The sequence below is a fragment of the Streptococcus sp. HMSC067H01 genome (assembly GCF_001814775.1).
In the GTDB taxonomy this organism is placed as follows: domain Bacteria; phylum Bacillota; class Bacilli; order Lactobacillales; family Streptococcaceae; genus Streptococcus.
In genome coordinates this window covers 217,676-243,026 of the sequence record NZ_KV817781.1, presented here as the reverse complement: position 1 = coordinate 243,026, position 25,351 = coordinate 217,676, and the positions used below count along the sequence as shown (strand labels likewise).

At 37.6% G+C, this 25,351-nt stretch carries 18 protein-coding genes; 9 read left to right on the top strand and 9 right to left on the bottom strand.

All coding sequences use genetic code 11. The annotated features are described in order from the left end of the window. Positions 1-341: 341 nt before the first annotated feature. Positions 342-6,761 (top strand): S8 family serine peptidase, encoded by a 6,420-nt coding sequence (locus tag HMPREF2987_RS02510; protein WP_075229196.1) that lies wholly within the window; start codon positions 342-344, stop codon positions 6,759-6,761. Positions 6,762-7,190: 429 nt separating this feature from the next. Continuing rightward, complete coding sequence (locus tag HMPREF2987_RS02505; protein ID WP_075229195.1) at positions 7,191-7,505, top strand: LiaF transmembrane domain-containing protein; 315 nt, start codon at positions 7,191-7,193, stop codon at positions 7,503-7,505. Positions 7,506-7,693: 188 nt separating this feature from the next. Here the strand turns inward: HMPREF2987_RS02505 and HMPREF2987_RS02500 are convergent, their stop codons facing one another. From HMPREF2987_RS02500 to HMPREF2987_RS02470, 7 genes are all read right to left on the bottom strand, one after another. Next, a complete protein-coding gene (locus HMPREF2987_RS02500) occupies positions 7,694-9,520 on the bottom strand; it encodes an N-acetylmuramoyl-L-alanine amidase (RefSeq protein WP_075229194.1) in 1,827 nt (608 codons plus the stop codon). Positions 9,521-9,648: 128 nt separating this feature from the next. Further along, on the bottom strand, positions 9,649-10,002 hold the full coding sequence (locus tag HMPREF2987_RS02495; protein WP_075229193.1) for a DUF3397 domain-containing protein: 354 nt from the start codon (positions 10,000-10,002) through the stop codon (positions 9,649-9,651). Between the two features lie 331 nt (positions 10,003-10,333). Beyond that, on the bottom strand, positions 10,334-11,194 hold the full coding sequence (locus HMPREF2987_RS02490) for a YihY/virulence factor BrkB family protein (protein ID WP_075229192.1): 861 nt from the start codon (positions 11,192-11,194) through the stop codon (positions 10,334-10,336). Between the two features lie 40 nt (positions 11,195-11,234). After that, positions 11,235-13,289 carry a cation:proton antiporter gene (locus tag HMPREF2987_RS02485; RefSeq protein ID WP_075229191.1) on the bottom strand — a complete coding sequence of 685 codons (2,055 nt, stop codon included), beginning with the start codon at positions 13,287-13,289 and terminating at the stop codon, positions 11,235-11,237. 11 nt (positions 13,290-13,300) lie between these two features. Continuing rightward, on the bottom strand, positions 13,301-13,555 hold the full coding sequence (locus tag HMPREF2987_RS02480) for a hypothetical protein (protein ID WP_049548182.1): 255 nt from the start codon (positions 13,553-13,555) through the stop codon (positions 13,301-13,303). Next, a complete protein-coding gene (locus HMPREF2987_RS02475; protein ID WP_075229190.1) occupies positions 13,548-14,105 on the bottom strand; it encodes a tRNA 5-(aminomethyl)-2-thiouridylate-methyltransferase MnmM in 558 nt (185 codons plus the stop codon). Before HMPREF2987_RS02475 ends, HMPREF2987_RS02480 begins: the two co-directional genes overlap by 8 nt. Continuing rightward, a complete protein-coding gene (locus HMPREF2987_RS02470) occupies positions 14,089-15,045 on the bottom strand; it encodes a tRNA modification radical SAM protein MnmL/YtqA (RefSeq protein ID WP_142995345.1) in 957 nt (318 codons plus the stop codon). The genes HMPREF2987_RS02475 and HMPREF2987_RS02470 overlap by 17 nt, the downstream gene beginning before the upstream one ends. A gap of 192 nt (positions 15,046-15,237) precedes the next feature. On the opposite strand from HMPREF2987_RS02470, the gene HMPREF2987_RS02465 reads away from it, so the two are divergent. The 5 genes from HMPREF2987_RS02465 (at position 15,238) to HMPREF2987_RS02445 (ending at position 21,025) form a co-directional block, all read left to right on the top strand. Further along, positions 15,238-17,430 (top strand): PTS transporter subunit IIBC, encoded by a 2,193-nt coding sequence (locus HMPREF2987_RS02465; protein ID WP_142995337.1) that lies wholly within the window; start codon positions 15,238-15,240, stop codon positions 17,428-17,430. A 52-nt stretch (positions 17,431-17,482) separates the two neighbouring features. Then, positions 17,483-18,301 carry an endonuclease/exonuclease/phosphatase family protein gene (locus tag HMPREF2987_RS02460; protein WP_075229188.1) on the top strand — a complete coding sequence of 273 codons (819 nt, stop codon included), beginning with the start codon at positions 17,483-17,485 and terminating at the stop codon, positions 18,299-18,301. Between the two features lie 148 nt (positions 18,302-18,449). Then, positions 18,450-19,175: a CppA N-terminal domain-containing protein gene (locus HMPREF2987_RS02455; protein WP_075229187.1), complete on the top strand. Its 726-nt coding sequence runs from the start codon at positions 18,450-18,452 to the stop codon at positions 19,173-19,175. After that, complete coding sequence (locus HMPREF2987_RS02450; protein WP_075229186.1) at positions 19,172-20,104, top strand: serine hydrolase domain-containing protein; 933 nt, start codon at positions 19,172-19,174, stop codon at positions 20,102-20,104. Before HMPREF2987_RS02455 ends, HMPREF2987_RS02450 begins: the two co-directional genes overlap by 4 nt. A 9-nt stretch (positions 20,105-20,113) precedes the next feature. Next, positions 20,114-21,025 carry a DMT family transporter gene (locus HMPREF2987_RS02445; protein WP_075229185.1) on the top strand — a complete coding sequence of 304 codons (912 nt, stop codon included), beginning with the start codon at positions 20,114-20,116 and terminating at the stop codon, positions 21,023-21,025. A gap of 422 nt (positions 21,026-21,447) precedes the next feature. On the opposite strand, the gene HMPREF2987_RS02440 is transcribed toward HMPREF2987_RS02445, so the two are convergent. Then, positions 21,448-22,731 (bottom strand): uracil-xanthine permease family protein, encoded by a 1,284-nt coding sequence (locus HMPREF2987_RS02440; RefSeq protein WP_075229184.1) that lies wholly within the window; start codon positions 22,729-22,731, stop codon positions 21,448-21,450. Positions 22,732-23,043: 312 nt separating this feature from the next. Beyond that, a complete protein-coding gene (gene rsmG / locus HMPREF2987_RS02435; RefSeq protein WP_075229183.1) occupies positions 23,044-23,757 on the bottom strand; it encodes a 16S rRNA (guanine(527)-N(7))-methyltransferase RsmG in 714 nt (237 codons plus the stop codon). Between the two features lie 94 nt (positions 23,758-23,851). Between rsmG and HMPREF2987_RS02430 the strand changes: the two genes are divergently transcribed. Both HMPREF2987_RS02430 and htpX read left to right on the top strand, forming a co-directional pair. Beyond that, positions 23,852-24,412, top strand: coding sequence for a LemA family protein (locus HMPREF2987_RS02430; RefSeq protein ID WP_075229182.1), 561 nt, complete (start codon positions 23,852-23,854; stop codon positions 24,410-24,412). Position 24,413: 1 nt separating this feature from the next. After that, entirely contained in the window at positions 24,414-25,313 is a 900-nt protein-coding gene (gene htpX, locus HMPREF2987_RS02425) for a zinc metalloprotease HtpX (protein WP_075229181.1), read from the top strand. The last annotated feature ends 38 nt before the right edge of the window (positions 25,314-25,351 follow it).

Here is a 25,351-nt window from a genome sequence, read left to right as displayed (position 1 = left end):
CATAAATTCTATCCATACACCTTTTTGCGATTTTGGTAGTTATTCCAGTTGATTGATAATATTTTTGATGGTAGAAATGAGTCTATATTGTACCCAGTTAACTATAATATTTATTGATTAGAGCATTTGTTAACATGTGTTAAAAATAAAATTAATAGACGTTAATTTTTCTTGACTTAAATTTTTTAAATGATATACTATTTTTATGGAGAGCTAACAATTATATATAAATGTACTACTCTATTTCCTAGATAATACTTAGTAAAACTTTTTATAACAAAGGCTAGCAAAGTTAAAGTTTTCTATCTATTGGAAGTTAAATAAATATGTAAGGAATTAAAATGAAAAAAAGTACAGTATTGTCATTAACCACAGCTGCAGTTATTTTAGCAGCATATGTCCCTAATGAGGTAATCCTAGCAGATACACCTAGTTCTGAAGATGCTTTAAATATCTCTGATAAAGAAAAAGTAGTAGGTAAACAAAAAGAAAACAAAGAAAAACATGAAGACATTCATAATGCTATAGAAACTTCAAAGGATACTGAAGAGAAGAAAACAACAGTTATTGAGGAAAAAGAAGTTGTTAGTAAAAATCCTGAGATAGATAATAAAACTAGCAATGAAGAAGCAACAATCAAAGAAGATTCCAATCAGTCCCAAGAAGATAAAGCGGACTCTACTGCGAGTAAAGACCCAGAAAGTCCCAAAAAAGAGGATAAACTTGTCTATATTGCTGAATTTAAAGATAAAGAATCTGGAGAAAAAGCAATCAAGAAATTATCCAATCTTAAGGATACAAAAGTTTTATATACTTATGATACGGTTTTTAATGGTGTTTCAATAGAAACAACTCCAGATAATCTGGACAAAATTAAACTAATAGAAGGTATTTCATCGCTTGAAAGGTCACAAAAAGTCCAACCTATGATGAATCATGCTAGAAAAGAAATTGGAGTTGAGGAAGCTATTGATTACCTAAAATCTATCAATGCACCATTTGGGAAAAACTTTGATGGTAGAGGTATGGTCATTTCAAATATCGATACCGGGATAGATTATAGGCATAAGGCCATGAGGATTGATGATGATGCTAAAGACTCAATGAGATTCAAAAAAGAAGACTTAAAAGGTACTGATAAAAATTTCTGGTTGAGTGATAAAATCCCTCATGCGTTCAATTATTATAATGGTGGTAAAATAACTGTAGAAAAAGCTGATGATGGGAGCGATTATTTTGATCCACATGGGATGCATATTGCAGGGATTCTTGCGGGAAATGATACTGAAAAAGACATCAAGAACTTTAATGGAATAGATGGAATTGCTCCTAATGCACAGATCTTCTCTTATAAAATGTACTCTGACGCAGGATCTGGCTTCGCAGGAGATGAAACAATGTTTCATGCTATTGAAGATTCGATCAAACACAATGTCGATGTTGTTTCGGTATCATCTGGCTTTACAGGAACAGGTCTTGTAGGTGAGAAATATTGGGAAGCTATTAGAGCGTTAAGAAAAGCAGGCATTCCAATGGTTGTAGCTACGGGTAACTATGCGACTTCTGCTTCAAGTTCTTCATGGGATTTAGTGGCAAATAATAATCTGAAAATGACAGATACTGGAAATGTAACGCGAACTGCAGCACATGAAGATGCGATAGCAGTCGCTTCTGCTAAAAATCAGACAGTTGAGTTTGATAAAGTCAACATAGGTGGAGAAAATTTTAAATACAGAAATATAGGGGCCTTTTTCGATAAGAATAAAATCACAACAAATGAAGACGGTTCAAAAGCTCCTAGTAAATTAAACTTTGTATATATAGGCAAAGGTCAAGACCAAGATTTGATAGGATTGGATCTTAAGGGCAAAATTGCAGTAATGGATCGAATTTATACCAAGGATTTAAAAGATGCTTTTAAAAGAGCAACGGATAAGGGCGCACGCGCCATTATGGTTGTAAATACTGTCAATTACTACAATAGAGATAATTGGACAGAGCTTCCAGCTATGGGATATGAAGCGGATGAAGGGACTAAAAGTCAAGTATTTTCAATTTCAGGAGATGATGGTGTAAAGCTATGGAACATGATTAATCCTGATAAAAAAACTGAGGTTAAAAGAAATAGTAAGGAAGATTTCAAAGATAAATTGGAGCAATACTATCCAATTGATATGGAAAGCTATAATTCTAATAAACCGAATGTAGGTGACGAAAAAGAGATTGACTTTAAGTTTGCACCTGACACAGACAAAGAATTGTATAAAGAAGATGTCATAGTTCCAGCAGGATCTACATCTTGGGGGCCAAGAACAGATTTACTTTTAAAACCTGATGTCTCAGCACCAGGTAAAAATATTAAATCCACTCTCAATGTCATTAATGGGAAATCAACTTATGGTTATATGTCAGGGACTAGTATGGCAACTCCAATCGTGGCAGCTTCTACTGTTTTGATTAGACCAAAGTTAAAGGAAATGCTTGAAAGACCTGCCTTGAAAAATCTTAAGGGAGATGACAAAATAGACCTTACAAGTATTACAAAAATTGCCCTACAAAATACTGCACGGCCTATGATGGATGCGACTTCTTGGAAAGAAAAAAGTCAATACTTTGCATCACCTAGACAACAGGGAGCAGGGCTAATTAATGTTGCCAATGCTTTGAGAAATGAAGTTGTAGCGACTTTCAAAAACACAGATTCTAAAGGTTTGGTAAACTCTTATGGTTCTATTTCTCTTAAAGAAATAAAAGGAGATAAAAAATACTTTACAATTAAGCTTCACAATACATCAAACAGACCTTTAACCTTTAAAGTTTCAGCATCAGCGGTAACTACAGATGCTCTAACTGATAGACTCAAACTGGATGAAACATACAAAGATGAAAAATCTCCAGATGGTAAGCAAATTGTTCCAGAAATTCACCCAGAGAAAGTAAAAGATGCAAATATTACATTTGAGCATGACACTTTCACTATAGGCCCAAATTCTAGCTTTGATTTAAATGCGGTTATAAACGTTGGAGAGGCTAAAAATAAAAATAAATTTGTAGAATCATTTATTCATTTTGAGTCAGTGGAAGAAATGGAAGCTCTGAACTCCAACGGGAAGAAAACAAATTTCCAACCTTCTTTATCGATGCCTCTAATGGGATTTGCTGGGAATTGGAACCACGAACCAATCCTTGATAAATGGGCCTGGGAAGAAGGTTCAAAATCAAAAACAATGGAAGGTTATGATGATGATGGTAAACCAAAAATTCCAGGAACCTTAAATAAGGGAATTGGTGGAGAACATGGTATAGATAAATTTAATCCAGCAGGAGTTATACAAAATAGAAAAGATAAAAATACAACATCTCTAGATCAAAATCCAGAATTATTTGCTTTCAATAACGAAGGGATCAACGCACCATCATCAAGTGGTTCTAATATTGCTAAAATTTATCCTTTAGATTCAAATGGAAATCCTCAAGATGCTCAACTTGAAAGAGGGTTAACACCTTCTCCACTTGTATTAAGAAGTGCAGAAGAAGGAATGATTTCAATAGTAAATACAAATAAAGAGGGAGAAAATCAAATCGACTTAAAAGTCATTTCGAGAGAACACTTTATTAAAGGAATTTTAAACTCTAAGAGAAATGATGCAAAGGGAATCAAATCTTCAAAACTAAAAGTTTGGGGCGATTTGAAATGGGATGGACTCATCTATAACCCTAGAGGTAGAGAAGAAAATGCACCAGAAAGCAAGGATACCAAAGATCCTGCTACTAAGATAAGAGGTCAATTTGAACCAATTGCAGAAGGTCAATATTTCTATAAATTTAAATATAGATTAACTAAAGATTATCCATGGCAGGTTTCCTATATTCCTGTAAAAATTGATAACACAGCCCCTAAGATTGTTTCGATTGATTTTTCAAATCCTGAAAAAATTAAGCTGATCACAAAGGATACTTATCACAAGGTAAAAGATCAATACAAGAATGAAACTTTATTTGCGAGAGATCAGAAAGAACATCCTGAAAAATTTGACGAGATTGCCAACGAAGTTTGGTATGCTGGCGCCGCTCTTGTTAATGAAGATGGAGAGGTTGAGAAAAATCTTGAAGTAACTTATGCAGGTGAGGGTCAAGGAAGAAATAGAAAACTTGACAAAGACGGAAATACCATTTATGAAATTAATGGTGCAGGAGATTTAAGAGGAAAAATCATTGAAGTCATTGCATTAGATGGCTCTAGCAATTTCACAAAGATTCATAGAATTAAATTTGCTGATCATGCTGATGAAAAGGGGATGATTTCCTATTATCTAGTAGATCCTGATCAAGATTCATCTAAATACCAAAAGCTTGGCGAGATTTCCGAATCTAAATTTAAAAATTTAGAAAATAGAAAAGAGGATAGTCTTAAAAAAGATACAACTGAAGTAGAACATCATCAAGAAAATGAAGAGTCTATCGAAGAAAAATCTAGCTTGACTATTCATAAAACTATTTCAACAATTAGAGCTTTTGAAAGCAAAGACTTAAAGAAACTTATTAAAAAGAAATTTAGAGAAGTTGATGACTTTACAAGTGAAACTGGTAAGAGAACAGAGGAATACGATTATAAATACGATGATAAGGGAAATATCATTGCTTATGACGATGGTAGTGCCTTACAATATGAAACTGAAAAACTTGACGAAATCAAATCAAAAATTTATGGTGTTCTAAGCCCGTCTAAAGATGGACACTTTGAAATTCTTGGAAAGATAAGTAATGTTTCTAAAAATGCCAAGGTATACTATGGAAATAACTATAAATCTATAGAAATCAAAACGACCAAGTATGATTCCAACTCAAAAACGATGACATTTGATTTATACGCTAATATTAATGATATTGTGGATGGATTAGCTTTTGCAGGAGATATGAGATTCTTTGTTAAAGATGATGATCAGATAAAAGCTGAAACTAAAATTAGAATGCCTGAAAAAAATAAGGAAACTAAAACAGAATATCCGTATGCATCAAGTTATGGGAATGTAATAGAATTAGGAGAAGGAGATCTTTCAAAGAATAAACCAAACAATTTAACTGAAATGGAATCTGGTAAAATCTATTCTGATTCAGAAAAACAACAATATCTATTAAAGGATAACATCATTCTGAGAAAAGGCTATGCACTAAAAGTGACTACCTATAATCCTGGAAAAACGGATATGTTAGAAGGAAATGGAGTCTATAGCAAGGAAGATATAGCTAAAATAAAAAAGGCAAATCCTAATCTAAGAGTCCTTTCAGAAAAAATAATTTATGCTGATAGTAGAAATGTTGAAGATGGAAGAAGTACTCAATCAGTATTAATGTCGGCTTTGGACGGCTTTAACATTGTAAAATATCAAGTGTTTACCTTTAAAATGAACGATAAAGGGGAGGCAATCGATAAAGATGGAAATCTTGTAACAGATCCTTCTAAACTGGTATTATTTGGTAAGGATGGTAAAGAGTACACTGGAGAGGATAAGTCCAATGTAGAAGCTATAAAAGAAGATGGCTCTACGTTATTTATTGATGCAAAACCAGTAAATCTTTCAATGGACAAGAACTACTTTAATCCATCTAAATCTAATAAAATTTATGTACGAAATCCAGAATTTTATTTAAGAGGTAAGATTTCTGATAAGGGTGGTTTTAACTGGGAGTTGAGAGTTAATGAATCTGTTGTAGATAATTATTTAATCTACGGAGATTTACACATTGATAACACTAGAGATTTTAACATTAAGCTTAATGTTAAAGACGGTGACATCATGGACTGGGGAATGAAAGACTATAAAGCAAACGGATTCCCAGATAAGGTAACAGATATGGATGGAAATGTTTATCTTCAAACTGGCTATAGCGATTTGAATGCGAAAGCGGTTGGAGTACACTATCAATTTTTATATGATAATGTTAAACCAGAAGTAAACATTGATCCTAAGGGAAATACTAGTATTGAATATGCTGACGGAAAATCTGTTGTCTTTAACATCAATGATAAAAGAAATAATGGATTCGATGGTGAGATTCAAGACAAACATATTTATGTAAATGGAAAAGAATACAAATCATTTGATGATATTAAACAACTAACAGATAAGACACTAAACATTAAGATTGTTGTAAAAGATTTTGCAAGAAATACAACCGTAAAAGAATTCATTTTAAACAAAGATACGGGAGAGGTGAGCGAACTAAAACCTCAGATGGTAACTGTGACCATTCAAAATGGAAAAGAAATGAGTTCTAAGATAGTGTCGGAAGAAGATTTCATTTTACCTGTCTATAAGGGTGAATTAGAAGAAGGCTATCAATTTGATGGTTGGGAAATTTCTGGTGTCGAAGGGAAAAAAGACGCTGGCTATGTTATTAATCTATCAAAAGATACCCTTATAAAACCTGTATTCAAGAAAATAGAGGAGAAAAAGGAGGAAGAAAATAAACCTACTTTTGATGTATCGAAAAAGAAAGAAAAAACACAATCTGATTCAACTAATGATGTAAGCAGTATTGTTCCTGATAAAAACTTTGAAAATAAGAAGGAAGTTTATCTTAATGAACAAGAGAGCATAGCTAATAAACCTACCGATATCGATAGTAAATCAACTACTAACAATTCTGATAGGTTGCCAAAAACTGGAACAGTTAGAGAAGTCTTCACGTTATTAGTTGCCGGAATAATATTTACCGTAGGTGCATTTCTTGGATTGAAGAAAAAAGATCAAGATTAAGACAAAAGCTATAGATAAAAAAATGGTTTATGTACTGAGATTAGCTAGTGTGATGATGAAACAGTTTTGTGAAAATAGCCATTTTTAACTCAATTAGTTAGTTTGCTTTGATATTGATACCCTTTTTGGATTTATGAATGGACTTAGTTTAGGTAAGTAATGAATTGATTGAAAGGGTTAGTATTGACAATATTGATTAGAAAATAGAGTCTATCAAAATTTAAAGGTTAATAGAGGTGATGAGATAATTTCAAGGAATTAAGTAGCGTTTGGTTGCTTAATTCCTTTTTCTTTTATAAAATTCCCGACCACTTAGTCAAGGAAGGTGACCACATAGGCAAAAACTATTGTTGACTATTTTTATTTTTGCTATAGTAGTTGGTGTAAAGGGAAAGAAATCCCAAGTAAAACGGAAAATGAGGTCGCATCATGAAAAAAGTATTAGGTATCAGTTTTTTAGTAGTTGCAGTAGCAGTCTTGTATTCTGGTTTTGTAGGATGGCCAAGTTTGGATGTCAATATCTGGCCCCTCTTTCCAGTAGGTTTATTTTTATTTTTCACTCTTGAAAATCTAGTGAAAAAAGATTATAAGTCTAGTCTGATGTGTTTGATTATTGCCTTTATCATTGCAAATTCAATTTTTGATCTACTTCCTATTTCGAATGGCTTGGTTATTGGTTCAGGAGTACTTGCCTGTATTGGCTTAAGCTTTCTATTTCCAGATCAAAAACATGATCTAGGGTAAGATAAAGAGAGTGGGACAGAAATCGGTAATTCGTTAGAATTCGATTTCGTCGTCCCACCTCCGCACAGTTGAGTAGGGCTGTAAAAGCTGATGAAATCAGCGTAGAAGAGCCCACTCAACCACTGCGTCTTGCTCTACAATCCAACATCAAAAAGAGGCTAGGACTTTTGTCCTAGCCTCTTTTTGGCTTATTGACCAGCGTAATATTTTTGGATACCTTTAACAATACCTGCTACCAATTTATCTTGATAGGCTTCATTACGGATTTGTTGGTTTTCGTCAAAATTATCCATATAACCTAATTCGAGTAAGACTGCTGGTTTATCAGTTTCACGTAGGACTGCAAAGCTTCTCTGTAGAAGCCCAGCATTTTTAGCACCTGTCTCAGCTAGGAGAGAGGAATGGATATTTGCTGCAAGGCGATTGCTTTCACTGATACGGTCAGGGTGGTTATGCCAGTATGGATTGATCTTAGCACGATAGCCACTGTCTTCTTCGTAAGAGTAAGTTTGAATACCAGATCTCCCTGAAGCAGGATTCCCGCTTGCATTGAAGTGAATACTGATGAACATGTCGGAGTCCGTTTTGTTAACCATTTTTGAACGTTCAGTGACAAAGTCGACATAGACATCACTATCTCTCGAAGAAAGAACGGTATAACCAAGACCCTGGAGTTCCTTACGTAGTTTTTGATAAATTTGCATGGTTAGGTCTTTTTCCTGAGTGTTATAATAAACAGCACCAGGATCTTTTCCACCATGTCCTGGATCTAAGAAAACAGTTTTCGTATATTTTCCTTTTTCAAATCCACGACTTATAGGTACTTCACCAAGCCATTTTCCATCACTTTGAAATTGCTGGTTTTTTCCATCGATTTTATAGGTACCTGTAACATAGACTCCATTTTCATCTACATAGTAGCGAGCTTTGTAGTAGCTGTCGTCAATCCATTCGCTCTTAGCCATATAACCACCAGACTTGAGGTAGTAGGAACCAATCCATTCACGCGCCGCATAAGTCCCGTCAGATTTTAAGTAAAACCAACTATTATAATTTTTATCGAAAATCCATTCTTTCGAAGCCATAGCCCCACTATCTTTAAGATAGTAACTACCTTGCCATTGATTGCTTGCCATAGTGGCATCTTTGTTAAAATAGTACCAAGAACTTCCAACTTTTTCCCATTTATCTCGTGAAGGACGACCAGATGCTTGAGCAAAGTACCATTTTTCATCTAACTTAACCCATGATCTTTCAACCATAGCTCCACTGCTTGAAAAGAGATAACCATTGAAGAGTCGGTTGCTCAACATAGTCCCGTCTTTGTCGAAGTAGTACCAAGAACCGCCAACCTTTTCCCATTTGTCTTGAGAAATCTTTCCAGAGGCATTGGCATAGAACCATTTATCTTCTAATTTGGACCAACCTTGGCTAACCATAGCTCCGCTCTTAGAAAAGAGATAGCCATCCCAAACGGTGTTACTAAGCATAATCCCGTCTTTGTCAAAGTAGTACCATACACCACCGATTTTTTCCCATTTCTGTTGGGAAATCTTACCAGATGAATTTGTATAGTACCAATTGTCCTCTAGTTTGCTCCAACCACCACTAGCCATGACTCCATCTTTATCAAAGACATAGCCATCAAAGGTCGTATTACTCAGACGATTGCCGTTTTGGTCAAAGAAATACCATTTGCCTTGGATTTGTTTCCAATTGACCACAGGCTTATTATTTTCATAGAAGCGCCATTGGTTTTCTTCTTCTGACCATCCGTCATTTTTGATTTTTGGGGCAGGTGATTCCTCTTTTGGAGCTGAACTTGGACTAACTTCAGTAGCAGTAATCTCCTCTTTTTTAGGAAGCCTACTATCTTCGACCTTGTCTTTATTTCCTTGGTTAGCAGTGGTTTCTGCAGTGGCAGGCTTGACTTTGTTTTCTTCAGCGTAGCTTGGACTTGTTGTAAATCCTAAAATTGAAAGTGTGATGGCACTAGCCATGAGTGTCTTTTTCACTTGATTATTCTCCTATTTATTTATAATAATCCCTATTTTTAAAATTTCATTAAAAAAGCACCTCAAAGGTTCATGGTTCCTTGCCAAACTCAAGAGGTGCTGGCTAATTTTGTTTCTTCTATTAAAGTTTATTTCATCAAAAAGATTTGAACAATCATAATGATATAGAGAAGCAAGGTTAGTAGAAATCCTGCTCTCCAAAAGAATTTGATAAACTTTGGATAGTAAAAACTACGTTTCTTTGTAAGAAAGAAAAATACTAAAATGATGGCAAGTAGTGATAATGCCGTTCCCAATACGGGGAGGTAGTTATGAGTAAATACCTTGGCCGTAATCAAATAATATTCAAATATTAAACAAGGGAAAGCTAAATCAGCAAAGTTGATGCCCTTCTTCTTTAGTTTAAAAAGTTTGCTGATGATAACCGCCAAAGCTAAGGTTAATACCAAAAGCAAAATCGAAGCTAATTTTATTAAAATCATGTCATTATTGTATCATAAAGTATCGATAAATGGAAGGTAAATTCCCTGGTTTAACTATGTTTTATAAAATAATAGTCATCTATAGACAGATTTGATTCCGTTATTTGTGGTGAATTTCTGAAGATCTAAGAAAGGAGGTGGGACAGTAATCAATGGACAAAGTCTCGATTTCTTAGTCCAGACCCACGAGGCTTCAACAAGTCATTTGATTCTTGATGGTTATGGATAGTAAAAATGAAATTTTTCACCAAAAAATCCAATCATCTACGGCTTCATAGTTTGATTGCTAATAAACAGTGAGTCCGGAATCACTTGTCCCTTCTCGTAATCTTTATTCTATTCCAAAATTTGGGTCTTTGAGACTTTGCACACTAGCATTAATCACTGCACCGATAATCAATATCTTGGCAATCAGAATGAACCAGAACATCATGACGACTACGATAATAGAACTGAAAAAACGGACGTCTACTAAGTAGTTGACATAATTATTGAAATAGACTGAAAAGATATTTAATAAACTGACGATAGTTAAGACTACAAAAGCACTTCCTGGTAGAATGTAACGAATACGAGTTACTTTAACATTGGGAAGGAAGTAATAGAGCATGATCAAGATTGCAAAAAGGAGAGCATAGATGAGTGGACCCGTAAAGTCCTGAAGATAACTCAATATTGAGCCTTCAACTTGCCAGTGGCTTTTAAGAAAGTCCAATAACATATGGCCAAACATACTTAGGAATAAGGCAAGTGCAAAGAGAATTTGAAGGCCAAAGCTAACCAAGAGGCTCATCAATTGATGAGAGATGATTCCTCTGTTTTTTGCTACGCCATAAGCCTTATTAAAGGCTTTTTGAAGAAAATCCATGGATTTTGAAAAGGTCCAGAGGGCTGATAAGATAGCAAAACTCAGTAAACCAGTTGATGGCTGAGTCAGAACTTCTCTGGCAATCTTCGCGACTACTTCATAGATAGTATCAGGGAGAAAATCCTTGATAGTCAGTAGAAAGTTGGAGATAGGAATTTGAAAGTAGGGCAAGATATTGACCACTATCATGAGTAAGGGGAAGATAGAAATCAGCCAATAGTAGGCAACAGCAACGCTGGTTAACTCACTATCGGAGGCTTGATAGTAGTGCAAAAAAGCTTTTAATAAAGGGCTATCAGTTAGCTGTTTCCACAACTTTTTCATTTCACAATCCTCCATAGTCAAGTTTTGGTTTAACTATACCTTATTTTCTACGTACCAGCTCCATCATATCGTAAGGTAGGGTATTGGCCGCTTCTTTCAAGGAATAAGTTTCTAAATTATTAACATTTTGCCGAAGTTTTTTTGCATATTGAGCTGAGATGAGTTTTTGAGCTTCGTATTCAAAGATAGATTTACGCTCAAGGTAGTATCCTCTAAGCATTTCATCGATGTTGTTGGGCTTGATACGATTGATAACCCGTTCAACAAAGGCTCCACTAGTGATATTTCCAGTTTCACGGAGACGAGATTCCTGCATAAAGCTAATCAGAGAGCTCTTATAAATCCCTTTGAGGTTTTCCAAACTTTCGATGATAATTTCGGTATTTGCTAGGTAGAGCTCTGCAATCTGGTCATAGTCAATAGCCTGAAGTCTTTGTTTTTCCTTGTCTTTCCATGAACGGAAGGTTTTCCCAAAGGTAACGATCTCATGTAGTAGAAAACGCAATGTCCGTAAGGAAACGAGGAAGTAGTAAGTTAGGCGGGAAGCAAAGTTACGGTTGATGCCTTGCTCCATATTTTTCAAGTAGCGTTGGTAGACACGGTAGCCTCTTTCTCCAATCTTACCTTCTTCGTAAGCCTGCTCTAAACTATCACTCTCAATACTAAGAATCAGCAATTTAAGAGCTTCCCAGTCCTCCTGAATTTCTTTGTTTTCTTGACTCAGAATAAGATTTTCAATCCGACCATGGTAGTTGTCAATAGCGGCATAGAGTGGCACCTTATTTTTGGTCTTGTCCAAGTCCTTCTCTAACTCCATGGCGACATCGTTTAGGATGGCAATGTGCATGAGTTGATCCTTAGATGGTTCTTGCTCCTCAGAGAGATGAGGTAAGACTAGCAAACCCGTAAGGAAACTTACAAGAGTTACACCAGCTACGAGGAAGAGAAGAAGAGGGTATTCTTGTTCCAGATTAGACGGTATCAAAAGGATAGTGGCAATGGATACAGTTCCCTTCACTCCTGAAAAAGTCAGAAGGAGCATATCTTTGACATACTTGTGGAGGCTTTTTTGAAGTTTCTTTATTCGAAACGCGTAAAATCCGTAAATCATCATAAAGCGGATGGCAAAGAGTAGGAAGGTTAAAAGAAAGACTGTGACGAGAAGAAGCACATTGTTATAAAAATCACTCTTCAGAATTGGCTCCGCAATTATCTCCAGTTCCATTCCCAAGAGAACGAAGACAGAACCATTGAGCATAAAGGTTACAGTGTGCCAGACGGTTTCAGTCACAGTATCCACCTGGGCTTCGAGAAGATTTATCTTTTTAAAACGACTCGCTTTTAAAATACCAGCAACAACAACGGCGATAATACCTGAGACATGAATCTCTTCAGCTATGAAAAATGTCAAGAGGGGCAAACTGAGTTCCAGCAAGAGCTCACTTGCGATATCTGTTGCGCGGACACTAAGTAAAAAGGTATGGAGGAAGCGATTGATTAGGGCTGTTATAAGGCCGACTGCAAATCCTCCAACGATGGAAATGGCTAATGAAGTTCCGGCTTGGGTAAGGGAGAATGTTCCTGTTGTCCAGGCGATGAGAGCCATTCGAAAGGCTACTAGTCCAGAAGCATCATTCAGAAGACCTTCCCCTTTTAGAATATTAGAGACCCGCTTTGGGAAGGAAAAGCGTTGAGAAAGGGATGCGAAGGCTACTAGGTCAGTAGGGCCTAAGGCAGCACCAACTGCTACGCAGGCAGCTAATGGTAAGCTAGCCCAAAGGACATGAGCGACTCCCCCCATGCTCAGAGCTGAGATAAAGATAACTGGAAAAATCAAGTAGAGGACGATCCGCCAGTGTTTTAGGATAGAAGTAATGTCTGCTTCTTGAGCCTCTCGGAATAGTAGCGGGCCAATGACTAAAGCTAGGAATAACTCAGTATCTAAATGATATTGATTGTTGGGTAAGCAAAGCCCAATTCCAATCCCTAACAAAATTTGAATCAGGGGCATGGGTAAAAAGGGAAGCAGCTTATTGGTCGTACTAGAAACGATGAGAACTAGTAAAAATACCAAGAGATAAAAAAGTAAATTCATTTTCCACCTCCCTATTTTTGGTTACGACAGACTTCAAAAAGTTCCTTTTGTTCTTGGATTTTTTGATCAATCTTTGAGCAGTCCTTATGCTCGATTTTTTTCTGACAACGCTCCATTTCAAGAGTAATCAATTTTTTCTTGATTTTCAACATTTTCTTGCTCATGCGAGCTTCGTCTAGAATCCCGACTGCTCGTTCGTGTTGGGTAGATTCAACAAAGTTGTGACGCATGGCTTCTATTTTATCTTTTAGGTACTGTTTATCCATGTCGATACCTTTCTAATTTTTCAATCATGACCAAAAATGGTGGATTGTTAATTTGGTTGAGGGTGCGATAGATAGTAGCAGTGTATTCTTGTTGCGGTAACTGGCTGACATAATTTAGAACGGCATCGCGTTCTATATCACCACCATCATGTCCGTAATAAATCATGATGGCTATTCGTCCACCTTTAACGAGCATCTGACAGAGTTTTTCAAGTGCCTCAATAGTTGTGTGAGGTTTAGTAATGATAGACTTATCGGCAGAAGGAAGATAACCTAGATTAAAGATGGCTGCTTTCACCTCAGTTACAAACTGATCTACGGTTTCATGACCTTGTAGAAGTAATTCAACATTGGTCAAGGCAGCTTCTTGCAGGCGTTGACTAGTCTTTTCTAGAGCTTGTTTCTGTATGTCAAAAGAATAGACTTGTTTGGCTAACTTAGCTAGAAAAAGGGTATCATGGCCATTTCCCATGGTCGCATCTACGACGATATCTTCTTTGGTGATGACTTGGGCAAGAAAATCATGCGCCATTTCAAGTGGTCTTTTCATTATTAAACTCCTGTTTTACAGCCTTGCATCCTTGAACACTTCCTCGGCGTTTCATTTCAGCTTCTATGCTATTTAGAACTTCCCATTTATTGAGACTCCACATAGGACCAATTAGCATATCTCTAGGCGCATCACCCGTAATCCGATGGATGACCATATGTTTGGGAATAATTTCTAGTTGGTCACAGATAACTTTCACATAGTCGTCTTGACTCATCAGCTGCAAACGCCCTTCATGATAATCACGCTGCATTCGGGTATTGGTCATGAGGTGAAGTAGGTGAAGTTTTATTCCTTGGATATCATTATCCGTCACACAGCGACGAACATTTTCTACCATCATGTCATGAGTTTCACCTGGCAAACCATTAATTAAATGGGCTACAATCTCAATCTTTGGATATTTTCTCAAGCGCTTAACCGTTTCCACGTAGAGTTCATAGGAGTGGGCACGGTTAATCAATTCAGAAGTTTCCTCATAGGTTGTTTGTAAACCTAACTCTACAGTAACATGCATGCGTTCCGACAATTCTGCCAAGTATTCGATAGTCTCATTAGGCAGGCAATCTGGTCGTGTTCCGATATTGATTCCAACCACACCAGGTTCATTAATAGCTTGTTCATAGCGTTCGCGAATGACTTCGAGCTTTTCATGAGTATTAGTAAAGTTTTGGAAATAGACTAGATATTTTTTTACATCTGGCCATTTGCGGTGCATAAAGTCAATTTCTTTATAGAATTGCTCGCGAATAGGAGCATCAGGTGCAACGATTGCATCTCCAGAACCAGAAACTGTGCAAAAAGTACAGCCTCCATGTGCCACAGTCCCATCTCGGTTTGGACAGTCAAATCCAGCATCAATAGGGACTTTAAAGGTTTTTTCTCCGAATAAATTTCGATAATAATCATTCAAGGTATTATAGGATTTCATAGCTAATATTATAACAAAAAATGGCAGTAAACTCAAAAATGGTCAGTAAGAGATAGCATGCCCAGAAAGTGAAACGAAAGAAAAAGTCAAATTTTTTATATAAATCCTTTACAAAAAAATAAAAAGTGGTATAATAGAATCATAAACAAGTGCAAACGTTTTCGTAAAACGTTTGCGTAAATAAAAAATAAGGAGATTTGGATGATGAAAGATACATTCAAAAATGTCTTGTCTTTCGAATTTTGGCAAAAATTCGGTAAGGCTCTAATGGTGGTTATTGCTGTTATGCCAGCGGCTGGATTGATGATTTCAATCGGTAAGTCACTTGCAATGATTGACCCAAACCTTGCTCCCCTAGTTATTACTGGTGGCGTACTAGAGCAAATTGGTTGGGGAGTTATCGGTAACCTTCATATTTTGTTTGCCCTTGCTATTGGAGGAAGCTGGGCTAAGGAACGTGCTGGTGGTGCTTTTGCGGCAGGTCTTGCATTTATCCTTATTAACCGTATCACTGGTACAATCTTCGGTGTATCAGGGGATATGTTGAAAGATCCTAACGCTATGGTTTCAACAATCTTTGGTGGATCTATCAAGGTTGCTGATTACTTCATTAGTGTACTTGAGTCACCAGCCCTTAACATGGGGGTATTTGTAGGGATTATCTCAGGTTTTGTTGGAGCGACTGCATTTAACAAATACTATAATTTCCGTAAACTTCCTGATGCCCTTTCATTCTTTAACGGGAAACGTTTTGTACCATTTGTAGTTATTCTTCGCTCAGCAATCGCTGCAATTCTTCTTTCAGCTTTCTGGCCAGTTGTTCAAACAGGTATCAACAACTTCGGTATCTGGATTGCTAATTCACAAGAAACAGCACCAGTTCTTGCACCATTCTTGTATGGTACTTTGGAACGCTTGCTCTTGCCATTTGGTCTTCACCATATGTTGACTATCCCAATGAACTATACAGCTCTTGGTGGTACTTACGATATTTTAACTGGTGCAGCAAAAGGTACTCAAGTATTTGGACAAGATCCACTTTGGCTTGCATGGGTAACAGACCTTGTAAACCTTAAAGGTACTGATGCTAGTCAATACCAAACATTGCTAGATACAGTTCATCCAGCTCGTTTCAAAGTTGGACAAATGATTGGTTCATTCGGTATTTTGATGGGTGTGGCTGCTGCTATTTACCGTAATGTTGAAGCAGACAAGAAACACCAATACAAAGGTATGATGATTGCGACAGCTCTTGCAACATTCCTTACAGGGGTTACTGAACCAATCGAATATATGTTCATGTTCGTTGCAACACCTCTTTACCTTGTCTACGCTGTTGTTCAAGGTGCTGCCTTTGCTATGGCTGATATTGTTCACCTTCGTGTGCACTCATTCGGTTCAATTGAATTCTTGACTCGTACTCCACTAGCTATCAATGCTGGTCTTGGTATGGATATCATTAACTTTATCTGGGTAACAGCACTATTTGCAGTTATCATGTACTTTATCGCCAACTTCATGATTCAAAAATTCAACTATGCAACTCCAGGACGTAACGGAAACTACGAAACTGCTGAAGGATCAAGCGAGGACGCTGCTAAAGGTGAAGGTGAAGGAAAAGTAGCTGCCTCATCTCAAGCAGTTAATATTATTAACCTTCTTGGTGGCCGTGCTAATATCGTTGATGTTGACGCATGTATGACTCGTCTTCGTGTAACTGTTAAAGATGCAGATAAAGTAGGAAATGCAGAGCAATGGAAAGCAGAAGGAGCTATGGGTCTTGTCATGAAAGGACAAGGGGTTCAAGCTATCTATGGTCCAAAAGCCGACGTATTGAAATCTGATATCCAAGATATCCTTGATTCAGGTGAAATTATTCCTGAAACTCTTCCAAGTCAAATGACAGAAGCTCAACAAAACACTGTTCAATTCAAAGGTCTTACTGAGGAAGTTTACTCAGTAGCTGACGGTCAAGTTGTTGCTTTGGAACAAGTAAAAGATCCAGTATTTGCTCAAAAAATGATGGGTGATGGATTTGCAGTTGAACCTGTAAATGGAAACATTGTATCTCCAGTATCAGGTACTGTATCAAGTATCTTCCCAACTAAACACGCTCTTGGTCTTGTGACTGAAGCAGGCCTTGAAGTACTTGTTCACATTGGTTTGGACACAGTAAGCCTTGAAGGAAAACCATTTACAGTTCATGTTTCTGAAGGACAAAAAGTTGCGGCAGGTGATCTTCTTGTCACAGCTGACCTTGATGCTATCCGTGCAGCAGGTCGTGAAACTTCAACTGTAGTTGTCTTTACAAATGGTGACGCAATTAAATCAGTAACATTAGAACAAACAGGAACTCTTGCAGCTAAAACAGCGGTTGCAAAAGTAGAATTATAATATATCAGAGGTTGGAAGCTGTTTTCCAACCTCTTGTTTATAGGAGAAAAGCATGAAGTTTTTAACACTCAATACCCATAGTTGGATGGAAAAAGATCCCCAGCAAAAGTTTCAACTTTTGCTTCAGGATATACTTGAAAAGGACTATGATTTGATTTGTTTCCAAGAAATCAATCAGGAAATTACTTCTCCAGAGGCAACCGTCAATCATTTTTATCAAGCTTTACCATCTGCTGAGCCGATTCATCAAGACCACTATGTGCGACTTTTGGTGGAGAAGTTGGCTGAGCAAGGTCAAAACTATTATTGGACTTGGGCTTACAATCATATTGGCTATGATCGATACCATGAGGGTGTAGCCATCTTATCAAAAACACCAATTGTGGCGCGGGAGATTTTGGTATCAGATGTAGATGATCCAACAGATTATCATACTCGTCGCGTTGCTCTGGCTGAAACTGTAGTAGATGGTAAGGAGCTTGCAGTTGCAAGTGTCCATCTCTCATGGTGGGATAAAGGTTTCCAAGAAGAATGGGCACGATTTGAAGCAGTTTTAAGAGAATTAAACAAGCCTCTTTTACTAGCGGGAGATTTTAACAATCCTGCAGGTCAAGAAGGTTACCAGGCTATTTTAGCTAGTCCATTAGCTTTACAGGATGCATTTGAGGTTGCTCAAGAAAGAAGTGGTAGCTACACTGTTCCACCTGAAATTGATGGTTGGAAGGGAAATACAGAACCTCTTCGAATCGATTATATCTTTACCACAAAGGATGCACAGGTAGAGAACTTAGATGTAGTTTTTGATGGCAACAATAGTCCACAAGTTAGTGATCACTATGGTCTTCAAGCGGTTCTTTCTTGGAAGAATTGATATAACTAGTTTGCTAAATACAATAGGCTCCCTTCTAATTTAGAAGGGAGTTTCATGTGCTAAAAAGGTTAATATAGTCAAAGTTTTTAGTTGAATAACTTGTAAAATGCGATAAAATCCTATAAAATAAAAAGTGTTGGAGGAATTTATGAATGTAAATCAAATTGTGCGTATGATCCCGACGCTAAAGGTAAATAATAGAAGATTAAATGAATTGTTTTATATCCAGACCTTAGGTATGAAACCCTTATTAGAAGAGTCAGCTTTCCTATCACTCGGCGATCAATCGGGTGTTGAGAAATTAGTTTTAGAAGAATCACCAAGTATGAGAACTCGGAAAGTTGAAGGGATAAAAAAATTAGCTAGATTGATCGTAAAAGTAGCAAATCCATCTGAGATTGAGGCGCTATTAGCTAGAATGGAGACTCTTCCTCAGTTATACAGAGGAAAGAATGGTTATGCTTTTGAAGTCCTTTCTCCAGAAGGAGATCTCGTCCTTATCCATGCAGAAAATGACATAAAGGACTTAAGACAGGTTGATGAAGAAATCACTTTTTCAAAAGATGAGAAACTGCAATATTTGACAGCATTTGAAGTCTCCGTGGAAATTAACTTACCAGATGAGACATCAAGCCTACTTGATAAAGAAGAAATCGAAAACCGACTAGCTTTTAATCAGGCTCAAGGGAGCGATTTACTGGTAGAAAATAATGTTACCTGGGACTTGGCCATGCTAAAATTTCAAGTAGAGAACTTGGAACTTGCTGTATTGCGTCAGCGTTTCGAAGAAGCTGGTTACTTTATTCCAAAATCTGAGAAGTTTTTCCTCACTAAGGATACCAACAACATCGAATTGTGGTTTGAAGAAGTATGAAACAAGAAATCATTCAAAAAATAGAGCAACAAATTGAGGCAGGGATTTATCCTGGTGCCTCTTTTGCATATTATCAGGATGGTGCTTGGTCTGATCGGTATTTAGGCGAAGCAAATCCAGAAATTGGTGAGAAGACTCGCGAGGGCTTGGTCTATGATTTGGCTAGTGTCAGTAAAGTCGTTGGAGTAGGGACTGTCCTTAGCTTTTTGTGGAGTGAAGGGAAGTTAGAGTTGGATCAATCGATAAAGGTCTATCTTCCGGAAACGGATTATCCAGACATCACTATTCGACAACTCCTAACGCATGCGACGGATTTGGATCCTTTTATCCCAAATAGGGATCAGCTTTCAGCTGACCAACTAAGAAAAGCTATGTTTCATCTGAATCGACGTGTGAAGAGAGCCTTTCTTTACTCGGATGTGCACTTTCTCTTGCTGGGTTTTCTCTTGGAAAGTTACTTCAAGAAAGATTTAGACCAGATTTTACAGGAGCAAGTTTTGGATCCGTGGAACATGAAGGAAACTCAGTTTGGTCCAGTTAGCCGTGCTGTTCCAACGGTCCGTGGACAGAAAGCAGGAGTGGTACATGATCCTAAGGCTCGTGTGCTTGGAAAGCATGCAGGTAGTGCAGGTTTGTTTTCGACAGTTCATGATTTAAAAATCTTTCTGGAGCATTATTTGCAGGATGATTTTGCTGCAGATTTGAGCCAGAATTTCTCAGATTTAGATGATAAAGAGCGATCGCTAGCTTGGAACCTAGAAGGTGAGTGGCTGGACCATACAGGTTATACTGGGACCTTTATCATGTGGAATCGTAAAAAACAAGAGGCTGCTATTTTTCTATCCAATCGAACTTATGAGAAAGACGAGCGTGCCCAGTGGATATTGGATCGTAATCAGGTTATGGACTTGATTAGAGAGATAGACTAGGGAGGAAATATGTCAAAAGCTTTTAAAGGAACTCTTTTTACAGTCATTGCAGGTATTGCCTGGGGCTTGTCTGGCACCAGTGGTCAGTACTTGATGGCTCACGGGATTTCAGCCCTCGTTCTGACCAATATCCGTTTGATAATTGCTGGTTTGCTATTGGTTCTTCTGGCCTATACGAAATCAAAGGATAAATTTCTAGCCTTTTTAAAGGATCGTTCAAGTCTGCTTTCCCTCTTGCTATTTTCTTTATTTGGTCTCTTTATAAATCAGTTGGCTTATCTATCAGCCATTCAAGAGACAAATGCTGGTACAGCAACGGTTCTTCAGTATGTCTGTCCGGTTGGAATTCTTGCTTATACTTGTATCAAGGATAAGGTTGCTCCTACGGTTGCTGAAATCATTTCCATGATTTTGGCTATAGGTGGAACCTTCTTGATTGCCACTCATGGACAATTTGATCAACTCTCGATGACTCCAGCTGGTCTATTCTGGGGCTTGTTCTCAGCCCTAACCTATGCTCTTTATATCATTTTACCCATAAAATTGATTCAAAAATGGGGGAGCATATTGGTTATTGGTGTTGGAATGACCATCTCTGGTTTTTTAGCAGTGCCTTTTACAGGAATTATCGGTGCAAGTGTCCCCTTAGCTTTTGATACCATTCTAGCTTTTGCAGGCATCATTCTGATTGGAACGGTCTTTGCCTATACAGCCTTCCTCAAGGGAGCCAGTATGATAGGACCAGTCAAGTCTAGCCTCTTGGCCTCTATTGAACCTATCTCTGCGGTATTTTTTGCCTTCATGATTATGGGAGATATTTTCTATCCGATTGACTTTGTTGGAATGGCTATGATTTTATTGGCTGTGACCATTACTTCACTGAAAGATTTAATGCTAGAAAAGAAACATCACTCAGTTTAATTTGCTAGAACAGTTTTTCGGAAGGCTGTTTTTTTAATTTTCCAACAAATTGGTTCATATAATTTTTTTATAATCAATCCATATTATTAAAGATAAGGAGGGAATATGAAGTTTCTACAAAGTATTCAACCTGCTAAATCTTGATAATACTTAAAATGGTTTGATATTTTAATCGTTACTGTTCTAATGTTTGGAGAGTTTGTCATTAGTTCTACTCAACAATTTATGGAGAGTCTATCACCTTCAACTGTTACTAGCGTTGCGGAAACTAAAACAAATGTAGCAAGTGATGGGGTAGCCTATTCTAGTAATTTTACTTTTTAATTTATTATGTTAGGGATTACCTTACTTTATCTCTTGATTGCTAGGGGAACTTAAGCAAAAAATCCACTCACTCGAGTGGATTTTTTTATGAATGTAATTTAGTCTTTATTTTCGTATGGCAAGATCAAGTTCAAGAGGATACCTGTCATAGCTGATAGGGCAGTACCTGAAAGGGTAACTGGACCAAGTTTAAGGATTGCTCCACCAAGTCCAAGTACCAACATTGCACTTGCGATGATAAGGTTACGCATTTGTCCGAAGTCAACACGTTCTTTGATCAAGACTTTCAAACCGTTGCTGGCGATAACCCCGTAAAGAAGGATTGACATACCACCAAGTACGGCATTTGGAATTGTTGAAATCAAGGCAGTGAATTTTCCAAGGAAGCTTAGTGAAATTGCGATAAGTGCCGCGTTACGGATAACTGAAACAGAAGCGATACGAGTCATACCGATAACCCCTGTGTTTTCACCGTAGGTAGTATTAGCTGGTCCACCTAGGAAGGCAGATACAGATGTTGCAATACCGTCACCAAGAAGGGTACGGTGAAGACCTGGTTCTTTCAAGAATTGACGACCACAGATTTGGCTCAAAACCGTATGGTCTCCAATGTGTTCTGAAATTGTTACGATAGCGATTGGTAGGATTGCAATTGTTTCAGGACCGAAGTAAAGGTTGTATTGCTTGAAGGCACCGCCTGTGTTAAATGGTAGGTAGAAGCCAGGAACTTCGAACCAGTTAGCTTCAAGAACAGGAGTGAAATCTACAAGACCAAGAACAACTGCGAAGATGTATCCACCGATGATGGCAAAGAGGAAAGGAATGATACGAAGGAATCCTTTTCCTTTTGTATTGATAAAGGCAGCAATGAGGAAGGTAACAACAGCTACAAGAGCGTTTTTCCAGTCACCATCAGCTACAAGACCAGCGTTTGTTACAGCTGAACCTGCAAGTCCAAGACCGATTACGATAATCATAGGTCCGATAACGATTGGTGGTAAAAGTTTATCAATCCATTTTGTACCAGCAAAGCGGATGCTAGTTGAAACAAGAACGTAGATTAAACCAGTTAAGATAACCCCTGTTTGAGCGGCAGAAACATCGCCACCCATTTCCTTCATAGCAAGAGACATTGCAGTGATGAAGGCAAAAGAAGAACCGAGATAGACTGGAACTTTAAATCCAGTACATACCATGTAAATCAGTGTTCCGACACCTGATGCAAAAAGGGCAACCGATACAGGCATTCCCAAGATCAAAGGTACCAAGATGGTTGCACCAAACATGGCGAATACGTGCTGGAAGCTAAGGAGAATTCCTTTGCCAGCTGAAGGACGTTGGTCAACGTCAAGTAACAAATCAACAGTTGATTCCTGTTTCATATTAACCTCACTTTTGGGCATCAAAAAAGAGCCCATTATTTTATAGCAATAGGCTCTCAGAGTAAGACTTCTTCAAAAAGAGGATTATCTCATTCTTAAAGAATTTCATATATTTCTGCGTCTTCGTCACCTCACGGGATGACATTAAAAACCTTTGCTTAGGATAGTATAGCAGAAAAAAATAATTTTGTAAATCATTTTTTCCCGAGCTTGAAAATAAAAAAGCGAGGTTTGATTTTGTAAATCATTTTTTCCCGAGCTTGGAAATAAAAAAGTGAGGTTTCTTTTGTAAACAACTTTTTTAAAAATGTTTTAAAGTGGACGTTTGTTGGGCATGCCTGCCTTTCTTGGGTATTTATTTGGAGTTTCTTTTTTCTTCTCAACAATAGTAATGTAGCGAGGGTCTCCGTTAGGAAGAGTGTAACTGAGGTTTTCTTCAACCTTACTAAAGAGAAGATTGAGGGCATTTTTAGCTTCAGTTAATTCCTCAGGTGCATTGCTAGCCTTAAGAGCTAGCAATGTTCCACCGACTTTCAGGTAGGGGATAGTCAACTCGGACAAGACCTGCATACGGGCAACTGCACGAGCTGTAACGATATCAAACTGAGCACGGAAGTTCTTATCTTGGGCGAAGTCTTCGGCACGTCCATGATAGAAGTGAACATTTTCTAAACCTAGTTCTTGGGCTAATAGATTCAAAAAGTTGATACGTTTATTGAGAGAATCAATAATGGTTACCTCTAGCTGAGGATAGAGAATTTTCATCGGAAGGCTAGGAAAACCTGCTCCAGCACCGATGTCTAAGAGTTTAATGGGCTGGTTTTCAATCAATCCCTGTAAAATAGGAGCGATGGAATCATAGAAGTGTTTAAGATAGACTTCTTCTTTTTCTGTAATAGCAGTCAGGTTGATTTTTTCATTCCATTCAATCAAGAGTTCAAAATAACGCTCAAATTGAACTTTTTGCTGGTCAGAAAGAAGAATCTTGTGTTCAGCTAGCAAGTTATAAAATGTTTCTGGTTTCATAGTAGTTTCCTTCTTTAGTATCATCTTATTTTACCACAAAAAGATAGAAATTTGATATACTGGTACTAATCTAAAAATAGAAAGGAGATATCAGATGAATTTGATTATTCTTGGAGTTCTTGCTCTTATTGGTATCTTTGTGATTCTTACCTATAATGGATTGGTTAAAAATCGCATGCAAACTAAAGAGGCATGGAGTCAGATTGATGTTCAGTTGAAACGTCGTAACGATCTCTTGCCAAACTTGATTGAGACTGTAAAGGGATATGCAAAGTATGAAGGTTCAACACTTGAAAGAGTTGCAGAGCTTCGCAATCAAGTAGCCGCTGCAACATCACCGGCAGAAGCTATGAGAGCTAGTGATGCCCTTTCACGCCAAGTATCAGGAATTTTTGCTGTTGCAGAAAATTATCCAGACCTAAAAGCGAGTGCCAACTTTGCACAATTGCAAGAAGAGCTGACCAATACTGAAAATAAAATCTCATACTCTCGCCAACTTTATAATAGTGTTGTTAGCAATTATAATGTCAAATTGGAAACTTTCCCAAGTAACCTAGTTGCTGGACTCTTTGGTTTTAAAGTGGCTGATTTCCTTCAAACTCCTGAAGAAGAAAAGGCAGTACCTAAAGTCGATTTTAGTGGTTTAGGTGACTAGGATGTTGTATGATCAAATCGCGAGTAATAAGCGAAGAACTTGGATTTTACTACTAGTATTCTTTTTACTTTTGGCTTTGGTTGGATATGCGGTTGGTTACCTCTTTATGAGGTCTGGTCTTGGTGGCTTAGTTATCGCTTTGATTATCGGCTTTATCTATGCCTTATCCATGATTTTTCAATCAACAGAGATAGTCATGAGCATGAATGGTGCGCGTGAGGTGAATGAGCAGACCGCACCAACTCTTTATCATGTTGTTGAAGATATGGCTATGGTGGCGCAAATCCCCATGCCACGTGTCTTCATCATCGATGATGCCAGCTTAAATGCCTTTGCAACAGGCTCAAATCCTCAAAATGCAGCGGTAGCAGCAACGTCAGGACTCCTATCGATTATGAATCGTGAAGAGTTAGAGGCGGTTATAGGCCATGAAGTCAGTCACATTCGTAACTATGATATTCGTATTTCTACGATCGCGGTTGCCCTTGCCAGTGCTATTACACTTTTATCAAGTATGGCTGGACGCATGATGTGGTGGGGAGGTGCAGGCCGTGGTCGTAGAAGTGATGACCGTGATAGTGGTGGACTTGAAATTATTATGCTAGTCGTTTCTCTCCTTGCAATTGTTTTGGCCCCCCTAGCAGCAACCTTGGTACAACTAGCTATCTCTCGTCAACGAGAATTTTTAGCAGATGCTTCAAGTGTAGAGTTGACTCGTAATCCTCAAGGGATGATCAATGCCCTTCGTAAGCTGGACAATAGTCAGCCAATGAGCCGTCATGTGGATGATGCTAGCAGTGCTCTCTATATCAATGATCCACAAAAACGAGGTGGTTTGCAAAAACTCTTCTATACCCATCCGCCAATCTCAGAACGAATTGAGCGTTTGAAACATATGTAAAAACGAGTCTGGGACAAAAGTCCTAGCCTCTTTTTGAT